The sequence below is a fragment of the Streptomyces sp. Ru73 genome (assembly GCF_002920575.1).
GTDB lineage: Bacteria > Actinomycetota > Actinomycetes > Streptomycetales > Streptomycetaceae > Streptomyces.
Map to the genome: position 1 here is coordinate 72,820 of NZ_PQSQ01000001.1, position 17,760 is coordinate 90,579.

19 protein-coding genes are annotated in these 17,760 nt (G+C 72.6%); 12 read left to right on the plus strand and 7 right to left on the minus strand.

Annotated features, from left to right (window positions below):
• Both xdhB and C3486_RS00335 read right to left on the minus strand, forming a co-directional pair.
• Positions 1-2,421 (minus strand): xanthine dehydrogenase molybdopterin binding subunit, encoded by a 2,421-nt coding sequence (gene xdhB / locus C3486_RS00330; RefSeq protein WP_103830446.1) that lies wholly within the window; start codon positions 2,419-2,421, stop codon positions 1-3.
• Complete coding sequence (locus C3486_RS00335) at positions 2,418-3,899, minus strand: xanthine dehydrogenase small subunit (protein WP_103830447.1); 1,482 nt, start codon at positions 3,897-3,899, stop codon at positions 2,418-2,420. The genes xdhB and C3486_RS00335 overlap by 4 nt, the downstream gene beginning before the upstream one ends.
• A gap of 497 nt (positions 3,900-4,396) precedes the next feature.
• Here C3486_RS00335 and C3486_RS00340 point away from each other — a divergent pair, with 497 nt between their 5' ends.
• From C3486_RS00340 to C3486_RS00360, 5 genes are all read left to right on the plus strand, one after another.
• The gene (locus C3486_RS00340) at positions 4,397-5,482 is read left to right on the plus strand and encodes an aldo/keto reductase (protein WP_103830448.1); all 1,086 of its coding nucleotides are present in this window, start codon (positions 4,397-4,399) and stop codon (positions 5,480-5,482) included.
• Between the two features lie 126 nt (positions 5,483-5,608).
• Entirely contained in the window at positions 5,609-6,742 is a 1,134-nt protein-coding gene (locus C3486_RS00345; protein WP_103830449.1) for a YihY/virulence factor BrkB family protein, read from the plus strand.
• 40 nt (positions 6,743-6,782) lie between these two features.
• Complete coding sequence (locus C3486_RS00350; protein ID WP_103830450.1) at positions 6,783-7,235, plus strand: phage holin family protein; 453 nt, start codon at positions 6,783-6,785, stop codon at positions 7,233-7,235.
• Positions 7,232-7,714, plus strand: a complete 483-nt coding sequence (locus C3486_RS00355) for a DUF3618 domain-containing protein (protein ID WP_103830451.1) — start codon at positions 7,232-7,234, stop codon at positions 7,712-7,714. Before C3486_RS00350 ends, C3486_RS00355 begins: the two co-directional genes overlap by 4 nt.
• Positions 7,711-7,977, plus strand: a complete 267-nt coding sequence (locus C3486_RS00360) for a DUF4235 domain-containing protein (RefSeq protein ID WP_103830452.1) — start codon at positions 7,711-7,713, stop codon at positions 7,975-7,977. Before C3486_RS00355 ends, C3486_RS00360 begins: the two co-directional genes overlap by 4 nt.
• Positions 7,978-8,101: 124 nt before the next feature.
• Here the strand turns inward: C3486_RS00360 and C3486_RS00365 are convergent, their stop codons facing one another.
• Positions 8,102-8,974 carry a thermonuclease family protein gene (locus C3486_RS00365; protein ID WP_103830453.1) on the minus strand — a complete coding sequence of 291 codons (873 nt, stop codon included), beginning with the start codon at positions 8,972-8,974 and terminating at the stop codon, positions 8,102-8,104.
• Positions 8,975-9,175: 201 nt separating this feature from the next.
• On the opposite strand from C3486_RS00365, the gene C3486_RS00370 reads away from it, so the two are divergent.
• The 4 genes from C3486_RS00370 (at position 9,176) to crcB (C3486_RS00385) (ending at position 11,367) form a co-directional block, all read left to right on the plus strand.
• Positions 9,176-9,367 carry a DUF6381 family protein gene (locus C3486_RS00370; protein WP_103830454.1) on the plus strand — a complete coding sequence of 64 codons (192 nt, stop codon included), beginning with the start codon at positions 9,176-9,178 and terminating at the stop codon, positions 9,365-9,367.
• A 114-nt stretch (positions 9,368-9,481) separates the two neighbouring features.
• Complete coding sequence (locus C3486_RS00375) at positions 9,482-10,318, plus strand: undecaprenyl-diphosphate phosphatase (RefSeq protein WP_103830455.1); 837 nt, start codon at positions 9,482-9,484, stop codon at positions 10,316-10,318.
• A gap of 204 nt (positions 10,319-10,522) precedes the next feature.
• Positions 10,523-10,996 (plus strand): fluoride efflux transporter CrcB, encoded by a 474-nt coding sequence (gene crcB / locus C3486_RS00380; protein WP_103830456.1) that lies wholly within the window; start codon positions 10,523-10,525, stop codon positions 10,994-10,996.
• Positions 10,993-11,367 carry a fluoride efflux transporter CrcB gene (gene crcB, locus C3486_RS00385; protein ID WP_103830457.1) on the plus strand — a complete coding sequence of 125 codons (375 nt, stop codon included), beginning with the start codon at positions 10,993-10,995 and terminating at the stop codon, positions 11,365-11,367. Before crcB (C3486_RS00380) ends, crcB (C3486_RS00385) begins: the two co-directional genes overlap by 4 nt.
• Positions 11,368-11,437: 70 nt before the next feature.
• On the opposite strand, the gene C3486_RS00390 is transcribed toward crcB (C3486_RS00385), so the two are convergent.
• On the minus strand, positions 11,438-12,877 hold the full coding sequence (locus C3486_RS00390) for a flotillin family protein (RefSeq protein ID WP_103830458.1): 1,440 nt from the start codon (positions 12,875-12,877) through the stop codon (positions 11,438-11,440).
• 132 nt (positions 12,878-13,009) lie between these two features.
• Entirely contained in the window at positions 13,010-13,525 is a 516-nt protein-coding gene (locus C3486_RS00395) for a hypothetical protein (RefSeq protein WP_103830459.1), read from the minus strand.
• A 225-nt stretch (positions 13,526-13,750) separates the two neighbouring features.
• Here C3486_RS00395 and C3486_RS00400 point away from each other — a divergent pair, with 225 nt between their 5' ends.
• Complete coding sequence (locus tag C3486_RS00400; protein WP_103830460.1) at positions 13,751-14,125, plus strand: hypothetical protein; 375 nt, start codon at positions 13,751-13,753, stop codon at positions 14,123-14,125.
• 68 nt (positions 14,126-14,193) lie between these two features.
• Positions 14,194-14,403 (plus strand): DUF4287 domain-containing protein, encoded by a 210-nt coding sequence (locus C3486_RS00405; RefSeq protein ID WP_103830461.1) that lies wholly within the window; start codon positions 14,194-14,196, stop codon positions 14,401-14,403.
• A 38-nt stretch (positions 14,404-14,441) separates the two neighbouring features.
• On the opposite strand, the gene C3486_RS00410 is transcribed toward C3486_RS00405, so the two are convergent.
• Together C3486_RS00410 and C3486_RS00415 are read right to left on the minus strand one after the other, a co-directional pair.
• Positions 14,442-15,500, minus strand: coding sequence for a PP2C family protein-serine/threonine phosphatase (locus C3486_RS00410; RefSeq protein ID WP_374936824.1), 1,059 nt, complete (start codon positions 15,498-15,500; stop codon positions 14,442-14,444).
• 204 nt (positions 15,501-15,704) lie between these two features.
• A complete protein-coding gene (locus C3486_RS00415) occupies positions 15,705-17,168 on the minus strand; it encodes a UbiD family decarboxylase (protein ID WP_103830462.1) in 1,464 nt (487 codons plus the stop codon).
• 30 nt (positions 17,169-17,198) lie between these two features.
• On the opposite strand from C3486_RS00415, the gene C3486_RS00420 reads away from it, so the two are divergent.
• A complete protein-coding gene (locus C3486_RS00420) occupies positions 17,199-17,723 on the plus strand; it encodes a MarR family winged helix-turn-helix transcriptional regulator (protein WP_181138389.1) in 525 nt (174 codons plus the stop codon).
• The last annotated feature ends 37 nt before the right edge of the window (positions 17,724-17,760 follow it).

Consider the following 17,760-nt stretch of genomic DNA (forward strand, 5'->3'; position numbering starts at 1 on the left):
TCAGGCATTGCTCAATGCTGCGTCGGCGCCGGAGGTCAGCTCGCTGCCCTGTCCGCGGCGGGCGTGGCCGTTGAGCGGCGCGTCGGTGCGGGCCCGGCGGGCCGCCTCGATCGCCCAGTACACCGCCTCCGGGGTCGCCGGGGAGGCGAGTTCCACGCTGACGCCGGCCGGTCCGAACTCCGCCGCGGCCTGGCGCAGCGCCTCGCGTACCGAGAACGCGAGCATCAGCGGGGGCTCGCCGACCGCCTTGGAGCCGTACACCGCGCCCTCTTCGGTGGCGTTCTCCAGCAGCGTGACGTGGAACTCCTCGGGCATCTCCGAGAAGCTCGGCAGCTTGTACGTGCTCGCCGCCTGGGTCAGCAGCCGGCCGCGGTGCGGGCCGTCGCCGGTGTCCCAGCGCAGGTCCTCCAGCGTCAGCCAGCCGGCGCCCTGCACGAAGCCGCCCTCGACCTGGCCGATGTCGATCATCGGCGAGAGGCTGTCGCCGACGTCGTGCACGATGTCCACGCGCCGGATGCGGTACGCGCCGGTGAAGCCGTCCACCTCCACCTCGGTCGCCGCGGCGCCGTAGGCGAAGTACTTGAACGGCGAGCCGCGGAACGTCTTGGCGTCCCAGTGCAGCCCCTCGGTCCGGTAGTAACCGGCGGCCGACAGCTGGACGCGCTGGAAGTACGCGGTGCGCACCAGGTCGTCCCAGGCCAGCTCCTGGTCGCTGCCGAGGGCACGCGCGACGCCCTCGACGATGCGTACGTCGGAGGCGTTCGCGCCCAGCTGGGAGGCGGCCACCTGGAGCAGCCGCGCACGCAGCTGCTCACAGGCGTTCTTGATCGCCCCGCCGTTCAGGTCGGCGCCGGAACTGGCCGCGGTGGCCGAGGTGTTGGGCACCTTGTCGGTACGCGTGGGGGCGAGCCGCACCTTGTGCAGCGGGATGCCCAGCGTGGTCGCGGCCACCTGCAGCATCTTGGTGTGCAGGCCCTGGCCCATCTCGGTGCCGCCGTGGTTGATCAGGACCGAGCCGTCCTTGTAGATCAGCACCAGCGCGCCGCCCTGGTTGAAGGCGGTGAGGTTGAACGAGATGCCGAACTTGATGCCGGTGATCGCGAGCGCCCGCTTGGTGTGCGGGTGCGCGGCGTTGAAGGCCGCGATCTCGCGCCTGCGGTCGGCGATGCCGCCGTTCTCCTCCACCTGCTGCCAGGTGACGGCGATCCGTTCGGGGTGGTTGACCGGCTGGCCGTACGGCGTCGTCTGGCCCTGGCCCGGCCGGTAGAAGTTGCGCTTCCGCAGCTCCATCGGGTCCAGGCCGAGCTTCGGCGCGACCCGGCCGAGGATGTCCTCGATCACGAGCATGCCCTGGGGGCCGCCGAAGCCGCGGAAGGCGGTGTTGGAGACCGTGTTGGTCTTGGCGATACGCCCCGCGACGCGTGCGTTGGGGATCCAGTAGGTGTTGTCGATGTGGCACAGCGCGCGGGCCAGCACCGGCTCGGACAGGTCCAGGCTCCAGCCGCCGTCCGCGGTGAGGGTGGCGTCGAGGGCCTGGATGCGGCCTTCGGCGTCGAAGCCGATCTTCCAGGTGGCGTTGAAGCCGTGCCGCTTGCCCGACATGGTCAGGTCCTGGGTCCGGTTGAGCCGGAACCGCACCGGCCGGCCGGTCAGCTTGGCGCCGAGCGCGGCGATGGCCGCGAACCCGTGCGGCTGCATCTCCTTGCCGCCGAAGCCGCCGCCCATCCGGAGGCACTGCACCGTCACCTCGTGGCTGGGGACGCCGAGCACGTGCGCGACGATTTCCTGCGTCTCCGAGGGGTGCTGGGTGCTGCTCTGGATGAACACCTGCCCGTTCTCGTCGATCTGGGCCAGCGCGGCATGCGTCTCGAGGTAGAAGTGCTCCTGGCCGGCGAAGGTGAACTCGCCGGTGAAGACGTGCGCGGAGTCGGTGAAGCCGGCATCGACGTCGCCGGTCTCCATCACGGGCCGGGCGCCGTGGTAGCTCTCGGCCTCGATCGCGTCCTGCAGCGTGATCAGGGAGGGCAGCTCGTCGAGCTCGACCTCGACGGCCGCGGCGCCGAGCCGGGCCGCCTCCAGGGTCTCGCCGAGCACCCAGGCGACCGCGTGCCCGTGGAACATGACCTCGTCGGGGAAGAGCGGCTCGTCGTGCTTCATGCCCGCGTCGTTGAGACCGGGCACGTCGGCACCGGTCAGCACGCGGACCACGCCGGGCACGGCGAGCGCGGGCGCGGTGTCCAGCTTCGTGATCCGGCCGTGGGCCTTCATGACCTGGACCGGGTAGGCGTGCAGCACGTCCTTGGTGCGCTGGACCAGGTCGTCGGTGTAGAGCGCGTGGCCGGTGACGTGCAGGCTCGCGGACTCGTGCGGCAGCGGGACGCCGACGACGGGCTTTTCGGGACGCTCGGACAGTTGGCTCATGACGGCACCGCCTCGGTGGTCTGCGCGTACAGCTTGAGCAGGCTCTGGCCGAGCATCGCGGAGCGGTAGCCGGCGCTGGCCCGGTGGTCGTTCATCGGCGTGCCCTGGGCCTTGAGCACCTCGGCCGCTGCCTCGGCGGTCTCGGCCGTCCACGCCTTGCCCTCCAGGGCCTCCTCGACGGCGAGGGCGCGGATCGGGGTGGCGGCCACGCCGCCCAGGCCGATGCGGGCCTTGCGGACGATCCCGCCGTCGATGTCGAGCGCGAAGCCGACCGCGACGCTGGAGATGTCGTCGAAGCGGCGCTTGGCGATCTTGTGGAAGGCCACGGTCCGCGACAGCGGCAGCGGGATGCGCACCGCGCGGATCAGCTCGCCGGCCCGGCGCACGCTCTGCCGGTAGCCGGTGAAGTACTCGGCGAGGGGGACCTCGCGCTCGCCGTCGGCGTCGGTGAGGACCAGCGACGCCTCCAGCGCGAGCAGCACCGGCGGGCTGTCGCCGATGGGGGAGCCGGTACCGAGGTTGCCGCCGAGGGTCGCGCTGTTGCGGATGAGCCGGGACGCGAACTGCGGGAACAGCTCGGCCAGCAGCGGCACACTGCCGTCGAGACGGCGCTCGATCTCGGTGAGCGTCACCGCCGCACCGATCTCGATGTGGTCGGACTCGACGCGCAGCTCCCGGAGTTCGGGCAACCGGTCGATGGCGACCACGCAACTGTCGCGCCGCGAGCGGATGTTCACCTCGACGCCGTAGTCGGTGCTGCCCGCGACCACCACGGCCTCGGGCCGCTCGCGCAGCAGCTGCACGGTCTCGGCCAGGGTGCGGGGGCGGACGAACGCGCTGTCGCCCTGGACGTATTCGGTGGCGACCGGAGCGGGTGCGGCCTGCTCGCGGCGCTGCGCCAGCGGGTCGTCCTCAGTGGGCTCCCCGACGGCGAAGGCGGCGTCCCGGATCGGCCGGTAGCCGGTGCAGCGGCACAGGTTGCCGCTCAGCGAGTGCAGGTCGAAGCCGTTCGGGCCGTGCTCCGCGTCCCCGCCGGCGGCCGGGTCGGCGCCGGCGGCCGAACCGCAGGGCGCGCACCGGTCGGGCCGGTAGTACTCGGAGGCCATGCTGCAGACGAACCCCGGCGTGCAGTAACCGCATTGGGAACCGCCGCGTACCGCCATCTCCTTCTGCACCGGGTGCAGCGTCGGCGGCGTGCCGTCCTCGCCTGCCGTGAAGAGGCCCTCGGAGGTGATGACCTCCTGGCCGTCGAGCGCCGCGGCCGGGACCAGGCAGGCGTTGACCGCCACCCAGTCGGTGGGCTTGTGCACCCCGGGCCGGGCCACCAGGACCGAACAGGCGCCGCACTCGCCCTCGGCGCAGCCTTCCTTGGTGCCGGTGAGGCCACGCTCGCGCAGGAAATCCAGCACCGTGGTGTGGGGCGCAGCCGGTGAGAGCGGTGTTTCCTTACCGTTGACCGTGATCCGCGCCGCTACCATGGCAGATCCTCATTTCGGTGCGCGGTCGACATGACTGTACTGGTCGCCATTTCAGGAGCTTTCTCTTTTTCGATGGCACAGCTCAAGAACCCGCGGCACGGAGAGGCACAATCCGGAAATCCGCAGCGGAATGCGGGACGGGTACGGAAATGCGCGGCGTGCGTCAGCACGCGGGAAGTGCCGCAGGCAGTGACAGACGGAAAAGCGCCGGGGCCGCTAACGGGCACGCCGGAAAAAGGGCTGCTCAGCAGCCGTGTGCAACACGACCCGGGACCCAGGCGGTCCGGAGAGCGAGGCGATGCAGGTCGAAGCTGGTCGACATTCGACGTCGCCTCCTTTCCACAGCTCATGAGTCGGTGCACTTGACGCTACGATGCCGCAGATACCGCGGTCAAGACCCTGCGGCGGTTTACGGGGACACCGATGGGGACGGAGTCCCGGACACCCCGGCGGGCCATTCCGTCATGTCCGGCGGAGCAGCGCCTACGTTGGGGCGTATGACGGACTACGTACCTCTCGGCAACTCCGGCCTGAAGGTGTCGCGCTTCGCCCTCGGCACCCTCACCGCGGGGAACGACCCGCAGTTCGCGCAGATGGCCGGGCTGGACGCCGATGACTACCGGCGGCTGTTCGACATCGCCTTCGACCACGGGGTGAACCTCGTGGACACGGCGAACATGTACTCCTTCGGGCAGGCCGAGGAGATCACCGCACAGGCCCTCGAGGGGCGCCGCGACGACATCGTGCTGACCTCCAAGGTGCGGATGCCGCTCGGCGACGGCCCGAACGACGGCGGCGCGAGCCGCCAGCACATCCTCCGCGAGGTCGAGAACAGCCTGCGGAGGCTGCGCACCGACCATCTGGACCTGCTCTACACGCACCAGTGGGACGGCGTCACGCCCGTCGAGGAGACGCTCGCCGCGCTGGACACCCTGGTGCGCGACGGCAAGGTCCGCTACCTCGGCACCTCCAACTACAGCGCCTGGCAGCTCAGCAAGACCGTGTACACCGCGCGGGCCCTCGGGCTGACGGCACCCGTCGTCCAGCAGATGTACTACACGCCGGAGGCCCGCGAGATCGAGTACGAGATCCTGCCGGCGGCCCGCGACCTCGGCATCGGCACCTTCGTGTGGAGCCCCCTCGGCGAGGGCCTGCTCACCGGGAAAGTACGGCGCGGCCAGGAGACGCCGCGCACCACCCGGCAGGGCACCGACTGGCCGGAGCCGCACGTCACCGACTGGAGCCGCGCCTACGACATCATCGACGCGTTCGACGGCATCGCCCGGGAGCGCGGGGTCTCCGTGCCCCGCGTCGTGCTCGCCTGGCTCCTGGGGCGCCCCGGCATCACCGGCATCGTCCTCGGGGCCCGCACCGAGGACCAGTTGCGGGACAACCTCGCGGCCGCTGAGCTGGAGCTGTCCGAGGAGGAGCGCGACACCCTCACGCGCGTCTCGCAGCTGCCGGCCTACTACCCGTGGTGGCACCGGGTCCTCAACGCCTCCGACCGGCCCGACCCGGCCGAGGAGCCCTACCTGACGGAGTTCCGTGCGTATATGCCCGGTGGCGGGGACAGCGCTTCCTGACGCCTCCCGGCGCGCGTCACCCGGATGGCGGAACGCCGCCGTCCGGCGCGCCGTTCGCATGGCCCCCGTACCGAGCCCGGTGGAGCGCGGCCGTTTCGGCCGGGGGCGTGCGGTAACCCACGACGTATGGCACGGATATCGCGACCGGGGGGCCGGGAGGGCCCCGCCCGCCGCCCCGCGGACGGTCCCGGGGAGCAGTCCGCCCGGGTGCCGGGGGCACGGCGGGAGGCAGGTGCGGGACCGGCACAGGGGCCGGGACGGGACACGGGTCCGGGACCGGACCCGCTCGTCAAGCGGAAGCAGCCCGACGAGCTGACCGACCTGCCGAAGAAGTCCTGGTGGGAAGTGCTGCGCGGCACGGTCAAGGAGGTCAAGGGCGACGAACTGACCGACCGCGCCGCAGCGCTGACGTACTACGGGGTGCTCTCGCTGTTCCCCGCGCTGCTCGTCCTCGTCTCACTGCTGGGCCTGGTGGGGGAGTCGGCCGGCCGCAAGGTGGTGGCCACGCTCCAGCAACTGGCCCCCGCGTCCGTACGGCACATCATCAGTGACGCGGTGCAGCAGCTGCAGGGGAACGCCGGGGTCGGCTCGCTCGTGGCGGTGGTCGGCCTGCTGGCCGGCGTCTGGACGGCCTCGGGCTACGTGGCGGCGTTCATGCGCAGCTCGAACGTCGTGTACGACATGGCCGAGGGCCGCCCGCTGTGGAAGGTGCTGCTCGAGCGGCTGGGCCTTACGGTGGTACTGATGTTGCTGGCGCTGCTCAGCGCGCTCATCGTGGTGTTCACCGGCGGGATCGCGCAGCAGGTCGGCGACGCGCTGGGCATCGGCTCCGCCGCGCTGACGGTGTGGTCGATCGCGAAGTGGCCGGTGCTGGTCATCCTGGTCACGACGATGATCGCGTTCCTCTACTGGGGCGCGCCCAACGTCAAGGGCCGCGGCCTGCGGTGGGTGACCCCGGGCAGCTTCCTGGCCCTGGTCATCTGGATGGTCGCCTCCGCGGGCTTCGCGGTGTACGTCGGGAACTTCTCCTCCTACAACAAGACCTACGGCACCCTGGCCGGCGTGATCATCTTCCTCGTCTGGCTGTGGATCACGAACCTCGCCATCCTGCTCGGCCTGGAATTCGACGCCGAACTGGCCCGGGCGCGGGCCGCCGCCGGCGGCCACCCCGGCACGGACGAGCCGTACGCCGAGCCGCGCGACACCACCGCGTGGACCGAGGAGCAACGCCGGCGGGCCGAGCAGCCGGGAGAAATGTGAGCGGCACGGAACGCGGCCACGGAAAGGCAGTTGATCGGTGATGAGTACTTCTGAGGACCGGACGGTACGGACCCGTACGCACCCTGTCACGGCCTCGCGACCGCAGCAGCACGACGAATCGGTGGGCGAGCTGGTCTCCCGCGCCTCGCAGCAGCTCTCCCAGCTGGTACGCGAGGAAATGCAGCTGGCGCGCGCCGAGATGGTGCAGAAGGGCAAACGGTTCGGCATCGGCGGCGGGCTGTTCGGCGGGGCCGGCGTGACCGGCTTCCTGGCGCTCCAGGCACTGATGATCACCGCGATCGCCGCCCTCGCGCTGGCCCTGCCGGTCTGGGCGGCGGCCCTGATCGTCACCGGCGTCCTCCTGGTACTCGCCGGGATCATGGCGCTGATCGGCAAGAAGCAGGTCGCCCGCGCCACCCCGCCGACGCCGGAACAGGCGATCGCGGGGGTCAAGGCGGACCTCGCCGAGGTGAAGGAGAAGGCCCACCGATGACCACTGAATCCCAGTCCCGGGGCAGGAAAGAGTCCGAGTCCCTCACGCCGGAACAGCTGCGGGAGCGGGTCGAGCACACCCGCGAGGAGCTGGGCCGGACGGTGGAGGAGCTGGCCGCCAAGGCGGACGTGAAGGCCCGGGCGAAGGAGAAGGCCGGGGCGGCGAAGGCCAGGGTGCGCGGCGCCGTCGTGCACTCGCGCGCGAAGGCGCAGGACGAGGCGGCCCACGTGTCGGCGCGCAGTTCCGTTCCGGCGCTGGCCGTGGCGGCCACCGCGGCCGTCGTCATCTGGCTGCAGGTCCGCCGGCACGGCCGCGGCGGCACGGGCAAGCCCGTACGGGCCCGCACCGTGGCCGGGGCCCGCACCGCGGTCCGGCCGAAGCCCCGCACGGTGGCCAGGGTCCGTACCGCGGTCCGGCCGAAGCCGCGGACCGTGGCCAGGGCCCGCCGCTGTGCCGCCCGTACCAGGAGGTTCCGATGAACGCAGCGAAGATCCTGTACACGCCGGTGGGCGTGGCACTGGGCGTCGCCGGCGGCATGATCGCCGGGGCGATCTTCAAGCAGACGTGGAAGCGGCTCGGGCACGAGGGGGACACCCCGAGCGCCAGAGACGAGGACCGCAGCTGGAACGAAGTCCTGCTGGCGGCGGCGCTGCAGGGCGCCATCTTCGCCGTGGTCAAGGCGGCCATGGACCGCAGCGGCGCCACCGCGACGCGCCGCCTGACCGGAACCTGGCCCGGCTGAGAGCCCCGCCCACGGGACACCGCGCACGGGACACCGCGCACGGGACACCGCGCACGACCGGACGCCCCGCCCGGAGACCTTCCGGGCGGGGCGCCGCGCGTCCGCCGCCTCGCGGAGCAGGCGCTCACGCCTCGTCGAAGACCAGGTCCTCGGGGTCGTACCGCAGCCGGACCGTGTCGGGCGCGGTGATCTCCACGACGTTGTCCAGCCCGGTGTACCGCAGCTCGGACAGGACGAACAGCCGGTCGCCGTGCTGCTTCAGGAACAGCGGGAAGCCGTCCAGCGCGGGATCGCCGTCGTTGAGGACGAGATAGTCGGCCAGCCGCCGGAACAGCTTCGGGAGCACCACCACGTCGGTGGTGAGCGTCTTCAGCCCCGCCGTGAGCCGCGCCCCGCTCCGCGTACGGTCCTCCGGCCACAGCCCCCGCCGGGCCGCCCGCGCCTCCTGGACGGCACGCGTCATCGCGTCCCGCAGCTCGGCGTAGAGCAGCCGGTAGTACGTCGGGTACGCCAGCCCCTGCGCGAGCTGGTGGTGGTTGGCCGTCCGCGCCAGCAGGTCCGTGCCGACCACCGCTTCCCGGCCGCTGGGCCCGGGCGGCGTGCCGCGGCCGGCCAGCGCCACGCACCGGCCGTACTTGTCGGCGGTCCTGGTCAGCACGTACCCGGCGACCTCGGCCGGCTCCGCGTCGCTGACCACGCCGCGCGCGTCCCGCGTCACCCGGGTGAACCCCAGCCAGCTGAGCAGTTCGGCGGCGGCCCCCTCGGCGAACACCGGCGGCTGGCGCAGCTGCGGGCCGTGCGGCACGGTGTAGTGCGTCTCCAGGGCGTCGATGCCGTCCAGCCGCAGCTGCGCGGCGCCGGTCCGGTTCGTGCGCACCCGGTGCCGGCCGCCGACCAGCCGCCATTCGTCCGGGTCAGCGGGCTGGAAGCGGACCGAATCGCCGTCCGGGCCGGCCCCCACTATCCGGTAGTGCCCCTCGATGACCAGCATGGCCATGGCTGCCTCCCCGCGCCGCCCCCGCCGGGCGGCCCTGAGTCCGGCGTATACCTGGCGCGGTGCGCCGACAAGGGCCGGATCGGGCCCTCCCGGCCCGCCGCGCCGGGATGCGGGGCGGCGGGAGAGCTGGTTCGCTGGGAGGGCCGCGTTTTCCCGGACGCGGCGCCTCGGACGGGTGTCTCGGACCCACAAGGAGTGATCATGGGCATGGACGGCGAGGTCGGCGGCCGGATCCGGCAGATGCGGGACAAGGCCAAGGAGCTCTCGGAGGCCGCGGAGCGGTCCAGCGACCCGCAGGACCGCGAACGGCTCAAGGAGAAGGCCCGCAAGCTGCAGAGCCAGGCGGAGCAGGAGTCGAGCATGGGCAGCGGGGACATCTTCCCGATGGAGTGACGGCCCGGCGCCGCGGCGGACGTCGGCCGGACCGGCGGGCCGCCGCCGCCATCCTCTACAGTCACGTCCGTCCGCCACGCCCGTGGCGGACGGACATTCTCGTGAGGGTGGAACGTGAGCGCCATCGACATCGGACAGGCCGTGGTCCTCGGCATCGTGGAGGGGGTGACCGAGTTCCTGCCGGTCTCCTCCACCGGGCATCTGAAGATCACCGAGGGTCTGATGAACATTCCGGTGGACGACCGGGGTGTGGTCGCGTTCACGGCCGTCATTCAGGTGGGCGCCATCGCCGCCGTCTTCGTGTACTTCTACCGGGACATCCTGCGGTTCCTCACCGCGTGGGGCCGCGGCCTCCGCCACGCCGACCGGCGCGACGACCACGACTACAAGTTCACCTGGTGGGTGATCTGGGCGACCATCCCCATCGTGCTCGTGGGCCTCGCCGCCAAGCCGCTCATCGAGGGGCCGCTCGCCTCCCTGTGGGTGGTCGCCGGTTCGCTCATCGTGGGCAGTGGCGTGATGTGGGCGGCGGACCAGATGGGCCGTCAGAAGCGCGGCGAGGAGGACACCACCTTCAAGGACGCGATGCTGGTCGGCTGCTCACAGATCCTCGCACTGCTCTTCCCCGGCTTCTCCCGCTCCGGCGCCACCATGTCCACCGGGCTGATCCTGGACCTGGACCGGGTCGCCGCGACCCGGCTCTCTTTCTTCCTCGGCCTGCCCTCGCTGACCGGCGCCGGCATCTACGAGCTGAAGGACGCGGTGGGCGGCGGGGTGAGCGTGCTGCCGCTCGCGGTGGGCACGCTCGTGTCGTTCCTCGTCGCCTACGCCTCGATCGCCTGGCTGCTGAAGTTCGTCGCCAAGCACACCTTCAACGCCTTCGTCATCTACCGCGTGGTGATCGGCGTGCTGCTGTTCGCCCTGTTGGGGACGGGTGTGCTGAACGCCTGACGGCCCGCCGTTAAACTGGGGGAAGCGGTGACCACCGGTCCCGCGCGGCGGTGGGGCCCGCCGTACCCGAACCGCGGCGAAGACGCCGCCAACGGTCCCTGCTTGCACAGCGCATCGGCGCGACGCGTGTCCGTGGCATGCGTACCCCCCGGTGCCCCCGGCGAGTAGGAGACGAAACAGGTGTCAGAGGCCCACCACCCCTCCATGCTGAACGAGCCGGTCGACTCCGACGTCGATCTGCACGTCCCGGCCCGGCCGGCCCCGCAACGGGAGCCGCAGGGCGCCGTCGTGGCCGTCATCGCCCTCGGCGGCGCCCTCGGCGCGACGGCACGCTACGCCGCCTCGCTCCTGTGGCCCACACCGCCCGGCGCCTTCCCGTGGACGACGCTGGCCGTCAACGCGGTCGGCTGCGCCGTCATCGGCGCCTTCATGGCCGTCATCAGCGCCCGGTCCGTGCACCGCCTGGTCCGCCCGTTCTTCGGCACCGGCGTGCTCGGCGGCTTCACGACCTTCTCCACGTACGCCGTGGACATCCAGCAGCTGGCCGGGCGGGGCGAGGCCCGCACCGGCCTGGCGTACCTGGCGCTGACCCTGCTGGTGGCGCTGGCGGCGGTCTGGGCCGGGGCCACCGCGGCCCGGTGCCTCCTGGACCGCGGCGAAGGAGGCCGTACGCGGTGAACTGGCTGCTCGTGATCGTCGGGGCCATGGTCGGGGCCCCGCTGCGCTACCTCACCGACCGGGCCGTGCAGGCCCGCCACGACACCGTCTTCCCCTGGGGCACCTTCACCGTCAACGTGGCCGGCTCCCTGGTCCTCGGCCTGCTGACGGGCGCGGTCGCCGCGGGCGTCGCGTCCTCCCAGGTGCAGCTGCTGATCGGCACCGGCCTGTGCGGCGCGCTGACCACGTACTCGACGTTCTCGTACGAGACGCTGCGGCTGGCCGAGAACCACGCCCGGTTCTTCGCCGTGGCCAACGCGGCCGGCAGCGTGGTGGCCGGGCTCGGCGCCGCCTTCCTGGGCGCGTCCGCCGCGCAGGCCGTCTGGGGCTAGCCGACCGGCACGACCGGCCCCGAGGGGCGGCGCGCGCCGCCCCTCGGAGAAGCCGGTCGGGGGACCGCTGTCACTCGGTGATGTCGATCTTCCCGTTGGCGGCGGCCGGGCCGCCGTCGGCCGGTGCGGGCACCTGGCCGCCGCGCCGGGCCGTGACGTCCTTCAGCAGGCTCGCCAGGTCGATCCCGGTGGTCGAGCCGAGCAGCTCGACGCCCTGGGCGACGTTGTCGGCGACCGCACGCGGCAGCCGGCCGGCGCCGTCCGTGGAGATCACCGTCATCTTGTCCACGGCGCCCAGCGGCTCGGATGCCTTGCCGACCACGTCCGGCAGCACCTCGACCAGCATCTGCAGCACCGCGGCGTCCCCGTACCGGGCGAACGCGTCCGCCTTCTTGTGCATCGCCTCGGCCTCCGCCGAGCCCTTCGCGCCGATCGCGGCGGCCTCCGCCTCGCCCTCGATGCGCACCGCCTCGGCGAGTGCCGCACGCTGCGCCTTCTCGCCCTCACCGGTCAGCCGGGCCCGCTCGGCGGCCGCCTCGGCCTCCTTGACCGTCGCGATGCGCCGCGCCTCGGCCTCCTGCTCGGCCTGGTAGCGCGCCGCGTCGGCGGGCTTACGGACCTTCGTGTCCAGCTCGCGGTCGGTCAGCGCGGCCTGCCGCTGCGCCACCTTCTCCTGCTCGGTGAGGACTTCCTGGCGCCGCGCGGCCTCGGCCAGCGGTCCGGCCGCCGCGGCGCGCGCCGCCGCCTCGTCCGTCTCGGCCTTGATCTCCGCCTGCCGCAGCGCGAACGTCCGCTGCGCGACGGCGATCTCCTCCTCGGCCTTCAGCCGGGCCTGCTCGGCAGCGCGCCGGGCCACCGCCTCGGCGATGTCGGCCTCCTGCTTGGCGCGAGCCGCCTCGGGCCGGCCGAGGTCCTCCAGGTACGAACCCTCGGTGGTGATGTCGTGGATCTGGAAGGCGTCCAGCACCAGGCCCTGGCCCGACAGGCTGGCCTCGGCCTCCTCGGCGACCTGCCCGGCGAACGCGGCCCGGTCCCGGATCACGTCCTCCACCGACATCCGGCCCACGATGGCCCGCAGCGCGCCGGAGAGCACCTCCTGCGTGAAGCCGACGATCTCGTCCTGCTGCTGCAGGAACCGCTGGGCCGCGGCGCGGATGCAGTCCTCGGTGCCGCCGACCTTGACGATCGCGACGCCTTCGAGGTTCGCCTTCACGCCGCGCAGCGTCACCGCGCCGCGTACGGCGACGGGGATCTGCCGGCTGGAGAGGTCGAGGGTGAACTTCTGCTGGACGAACGGGACGACGAAGACGCCGCCGCCCACCACGACCTTCTGGCCGCTGTTGTCGGTGAACACCCGGCCGGTCTCCGGGTCGGTGGCCTGCTTGCCGCGCCGCCCGGTGACGATGAACGCCTCGCTGGGCCCGGCGACCTTGTAGCGCGTGATGACGACCAGCGCGAGCAGGACGATCAGGACGACGATGCCGGCCACCGCCGTGAGGACTGGACTCATGTGGATTCCCCCCTGCCCCCGTTGACGGACGCAGATCGGTTCGGATGTGAGGTGACGCTCCGGCCGGAGCCGGAGGGTTGCAGTGATGCTCGGGTCGGAGCGTGGGGTGAGAGGACGGCGCCCGGGTGCGGATCAGCGCTCGACGGGGCGCACCGCCACCGAGGTGGGGGACAGCGTGGCCGCCACCCAGACCTCGGCGCCGCGGGGGAGGGGCACGTCGCCCCTGGCCGCCAGCTTCACCGGCTGGCCCGCGAGGCGCAGCAGCACCTCGCCGTAGCCGTCGGCGGGGATGGCGGTCACGACCGAGCCCGCGGTGCCGATCAGGTCGTCCCCCTGCGGCGTCGCCGCGGTCTGATCGCGCATCAGCGCCCGGCAGACGTGCCAGGTCAGCCGGCCGACGGCCAGCCCGGCGAGCGTCCCGGCCGCCGCGGCGGCACCGGCCCCGAGGCCGGTGGTGCCCAGGACGAGCGCGCCCCCGAAGCCCAGTGCCGAGACGAAGCCCGCGATCACCGGCAGCGACAGCAGCCCGTCGAAGAGGCCGTCGAGCACGCCGAGGCCGTCGAAGAGCCCTTCCAGTACGCCGTCGAGGACCAGCGACAGTGCCAGCACCACGATTCCCGCGATGCCGAGACCGAGAAACCAGGCCATCGGAACACCTCCCCCGTGCGTATCCTCCCCTGGTCAGCGCCATGTTTTCAGGTGTTCACCCGAAGTGTCATTGCCGGAACCCGGCAATCTTTATGCGTTCTTGATGCCTGGTCACCGGCGCTGCGCGCCGCCAGTTCACGGGGCACATGCCCGTTTCACGGGTCGGTCCCGGCGCACGTCGGGCGCGTGGCAGGATGCCGGTACGAGCACGGGGTGGGTGGGCCAATGGCAGACATCGAAGAGACGCTGCGCGACATCGTGCGCATCGATGGAGTGCTGGGTGCCTCCATCGTCGACTACTTCAGCCGGCTGACGCTCGGCGCCGTCGGCACCGCGGGCCCCGACCTGGAGAAGGCGGCGCTGGGGGACACCGACGTCGTGCGGGCCAAGCTCTTCACGCTCGAACTCCTCGGGTACCGGCAGGACCGGATAGAGGACATCCTCATCACGCTCGACAGCGAGTACCACCTGATCCGCCCCCTGGTGCGGCGCCGCCGGTACGAGGGCGTCTTCCTCTACGTCGTCCTGGACCGCGCCCGGATGGACCCCGTCGCCGCCCGGGACTGGATGCGCGCTGCGGAGGACCGGCTGGAGCTCTGACGCACCGTCGTCGCAGGCCGGGCCGCGCGGCCGGCGCCGTTGTCAGTGGCGGGTGCCACACTGCGCGCATGACTGAGAAGCCCAAGGGCCCCGCGAGTTACTTCCCGTCCATCGAGAGGAAGTACGGCCGGCCGATAGCGGAGTGGCAGGACCTCGTCCGCACCTCCCCGCTGACGAAACACATGGAGCTGGTCGCATGGCTGAAGACCGAGCACGGCCTGGGGCACGGCCACGCCAACGCCCTCGTCGCGCACACGCTGGCCGAGGCGCGCAAGTAGCCGGCCGCGCGGGCGTGCCGGGCCCGCCGCCGGCCCGGTCAGGCGGTGCGGTAGCGGACCAGCAGCATCGCGGCGTCGTCGTGCAGCGGGCCGCCGGTGTGCGCCACCAGGTCCGCGCGGATGGCGTCCACCGCGGCCTGCGGGTCGGGCTCCTTCAGCAGCCCGGCGCGCTCGTCCAGCGGGTAGAAGCAGCCGCCGCCGTCCCGTGCCTCGGTGACCCCGTCGGTGTAGAAGAGCACCTGGTCGCCGGGCGCGAAGCCGACGTCGTACGGCTCCGGGCCGCCCTCCCCGTGCGCGGTGAGCCCGAGCGGCAGCGCCCGGCGCGGCGGCGCGAGGTAGGCCACTTCGCCGTTCCGGCGGACGGTCAGCGGCGCGGGATGGCCGTAGTTGAGCAGCGTCATGGTGTGCCCCGCGCCGGCCTCGGCGAGCACGGCGGTGACGAACTTCTCGTCCGGCAGGTGCCGTTCCAGGGCGCGTTCGAGCCGGGCGCCGACGGCCGCCAGGTCCGCCTCGTCGTACGCGGCCTCGCGGAAGGCGCCGACGACCACGGCGGCCGTCTCCACCGCCTCCAGCCCCTTGCCCTGCACGTCCCCGATGAGCGCCCGCACGCCGTACGGCGACGCCACCACCTCGTACAGGTCCCCGCCGATCCGTGCCTCGGCGACCGCGGAGGTGTAGGAGACGGCCACGCTCAGCCGGCCCGCGCCGCGCGGCACGGGCCGCAGCAGGACGCGCTGCGCGACCTCGGCGATGGAGCGCACGCTCGCCAGCTCCGCCTCCCGGCGCCGGCGCATCACGGCGGCCGCCACGCCCGCGACGGTGACCCCGGCGACCGAGAGCAGCGCGGTGTAGCCGCGGCGCCCGGTGAAGAGCCCGTCGTAGACCCCGAGGACCAGGCAGAGCACGAAGGAGACCACGCCGATCAGGGCGGTCCGCCGCCAGCTGCCGGTCAGTCCGGCGAAGGCCGGCCCGAGGGAGACCAGCGGCAGGAAGCCGGCGCCCGGCCCGGCCGTCAGGTCCACCAGCGTGACCAGTGCCATCACCGCATAGGGAAGGGCGGCCAGGGCAGCGGTGGCGGGGTGTACGCGCCCGCTCACCGCTCCCGCTCCGCAGCTCGCACCACGCGCATCCGCTCCCGCTCGTCAGTCCGTTCCACCGCGGGCGGCCACCGGGATCGTCGCCACCGGGACCGCCGCCAAAGTTACTTTAAGCAACATTTGCACAGTCGAACCAACACAGTTCCTTCACCGTTACCGAACCGACGCCGAGCCCCGTCGGCGGTGCGGGAACCGCCGGAGCCGTCAGTGCTCCCAGTGCGCCAGCACCCGCTCCTGGATCTCCGCCGGGAAGATGTGCCGGAAGGAGCTGCGCGGCTCGCGCCCCTCGGCCACCGAGGGCAGCAGCGCGTCGTAGGTCACCCGGGGGCCGTGCCAGGAGTGCCGCTCCTCGGGCGTGTACACCGACAGCAGCGGCAGCACCTTGCCGTGCCGCACGACGCGCCGCTCGGTGGGGTGGACGCGGGTGGCGAGTGCCCAGGTCAGCTCGCCGATGTCGGAGGCGTCCACGTCGTCGTCGAGCACGTAGAGGCGCGGCACGAGATAGGCGAACCGCTGCGCGTCGACGACCTCGGTGATCCGCCGGGCCAGCTCCTCCGTGCCCACCCCCGGCAGCCGGTCGCGCCAGTCGGCCGCGACGCTGACGACCAGCGCGTGCGACGCCATCTCGAAGGGCTCCCACGCCGTGGTGACCGGCAGCCCCGCGGCGCGCAGCGCGGCCAGCGCCTCGGCGGCCAGGGTCAGCCCGGTGGCGGTGTGGAACTCGTCCACCGGCTCGCCCTCGACCACGGTCGGCCAGACGGGATCGTCGCGGTGGGTGATGGCCTCGATGGTGTAGACGGGCTGCATCGTGGTCTCGTGCGGGCGGTAGCCGGCGAACTCGCCCATCGGGCCCTCGACGCCGGTGCGCCCGGCGGAGAGGTGGCCCTCGATGACGATCTCGGCGTTGGCCGGCACCTGGAGGTCGACGGTCTCGCACTGCACCAGCTCCATGGGCTCGCCGAGCAGCGCGCCGAGGTAGCCGGCCTCCTCCACGCCGTCCGGCAGCGGCATGCCGGAGACGAACGGCAGCGCGGGGTCGCCGCCCTGGACCAGCGCGAAGGGCATGTCCTCGCCGCGGTCCGCCCACTGCTGCCAGACGTACGCGATGTGCTGCGGGTGCAGGACCAGGCCCGTCAGATGGGTGTCGTCGATCATCATGATCCGCGCGATGGACCAGTTGGTGAACTTCCCGTCCGGGGTGCGGGCGATGATCGTGCCCCAGGTGTTCACGTACGGGCCGCCGTCGCCCTCGTGCAGCAGGGGAGTGGGGAAGCGGGCGAGCGAGGCGTCCGCGCCGCGCAGCACGTTCTGCTTGCACGGCCCGGTCTCCACCAGCCGCGGCGGGACCGGCTCGCGGGTCCGTGCGGTGGCCAGCGCGTCGACGATCTCCCGGGCGCCGGCGTCCGGGCCGAGCCCGAGCGAGAGGGCGATACGGGCGAGCGGCCTGCCGGGCGCCGAGCTGAGCGCGCCGGGGGCGCCGAGCAGCCGGTGGCCGGGTGCCGCGCCCTTGATGTCGGTGAACAGCGGCGCGGGTGCGCGGGTCTCGTACGAGCGGCGGATGACGGCGCCGACTTCCAGGTGCGGGTCGACCACCCGGTCGATGGTGCGGAGGTCGCCCAGCTCCTGGAGGGCGTCGAGGTAGTCGCGGAGGTCCTTGGGGCGTGCCATGGCCGTCCTTCTGTCGTACACGAATCGTTCGTGTACGAATGTACGCCCGTCCTGGCAGAATCAAAAAGCCACCCCCATTCGCACCTGGAGGACCTCATCGCCGCGCCACGCACACCGCAGTCCCCGTCGCTGCGGGAGTCGCCCCTCCACCTGCTGCGGCGCTCGCTCCAGGCCTACACCGCGGTCTGGCAGTCCACCGTCGGCGACGTCACGCCCCCGCAGTACGCGGTGCTCCTCACGGTGCGCGAGCAGCCCGACGTCGACCAGTCCCGGCTCGGCCGGGTCACCGGCATCGACCTCGCCACCCTGGCGCCCCTCGTGCACCGCCTCGAACAGCGCGGTCTGCTGACCCGCCGCGTCGACCCGGCGAACCGCCGCCGCAAGCTGCTCCGCCTCACCGAGGAGGGCGTCCGCGCCCTGGAGCGGACAGGGCCGCTCGCCGACGAGGTCGACGCGACGGCCCTGCGCGGCCTGACCCCGGAGCAACGCACCGCGCTGACCGACGCGTTGCGGTCCATCAGCGACGTGGCCGGGGAGCCGCAGGACAAGACCTGAGCGGTACGGCCGCCGCTCATGAATGACTCCCCACAAC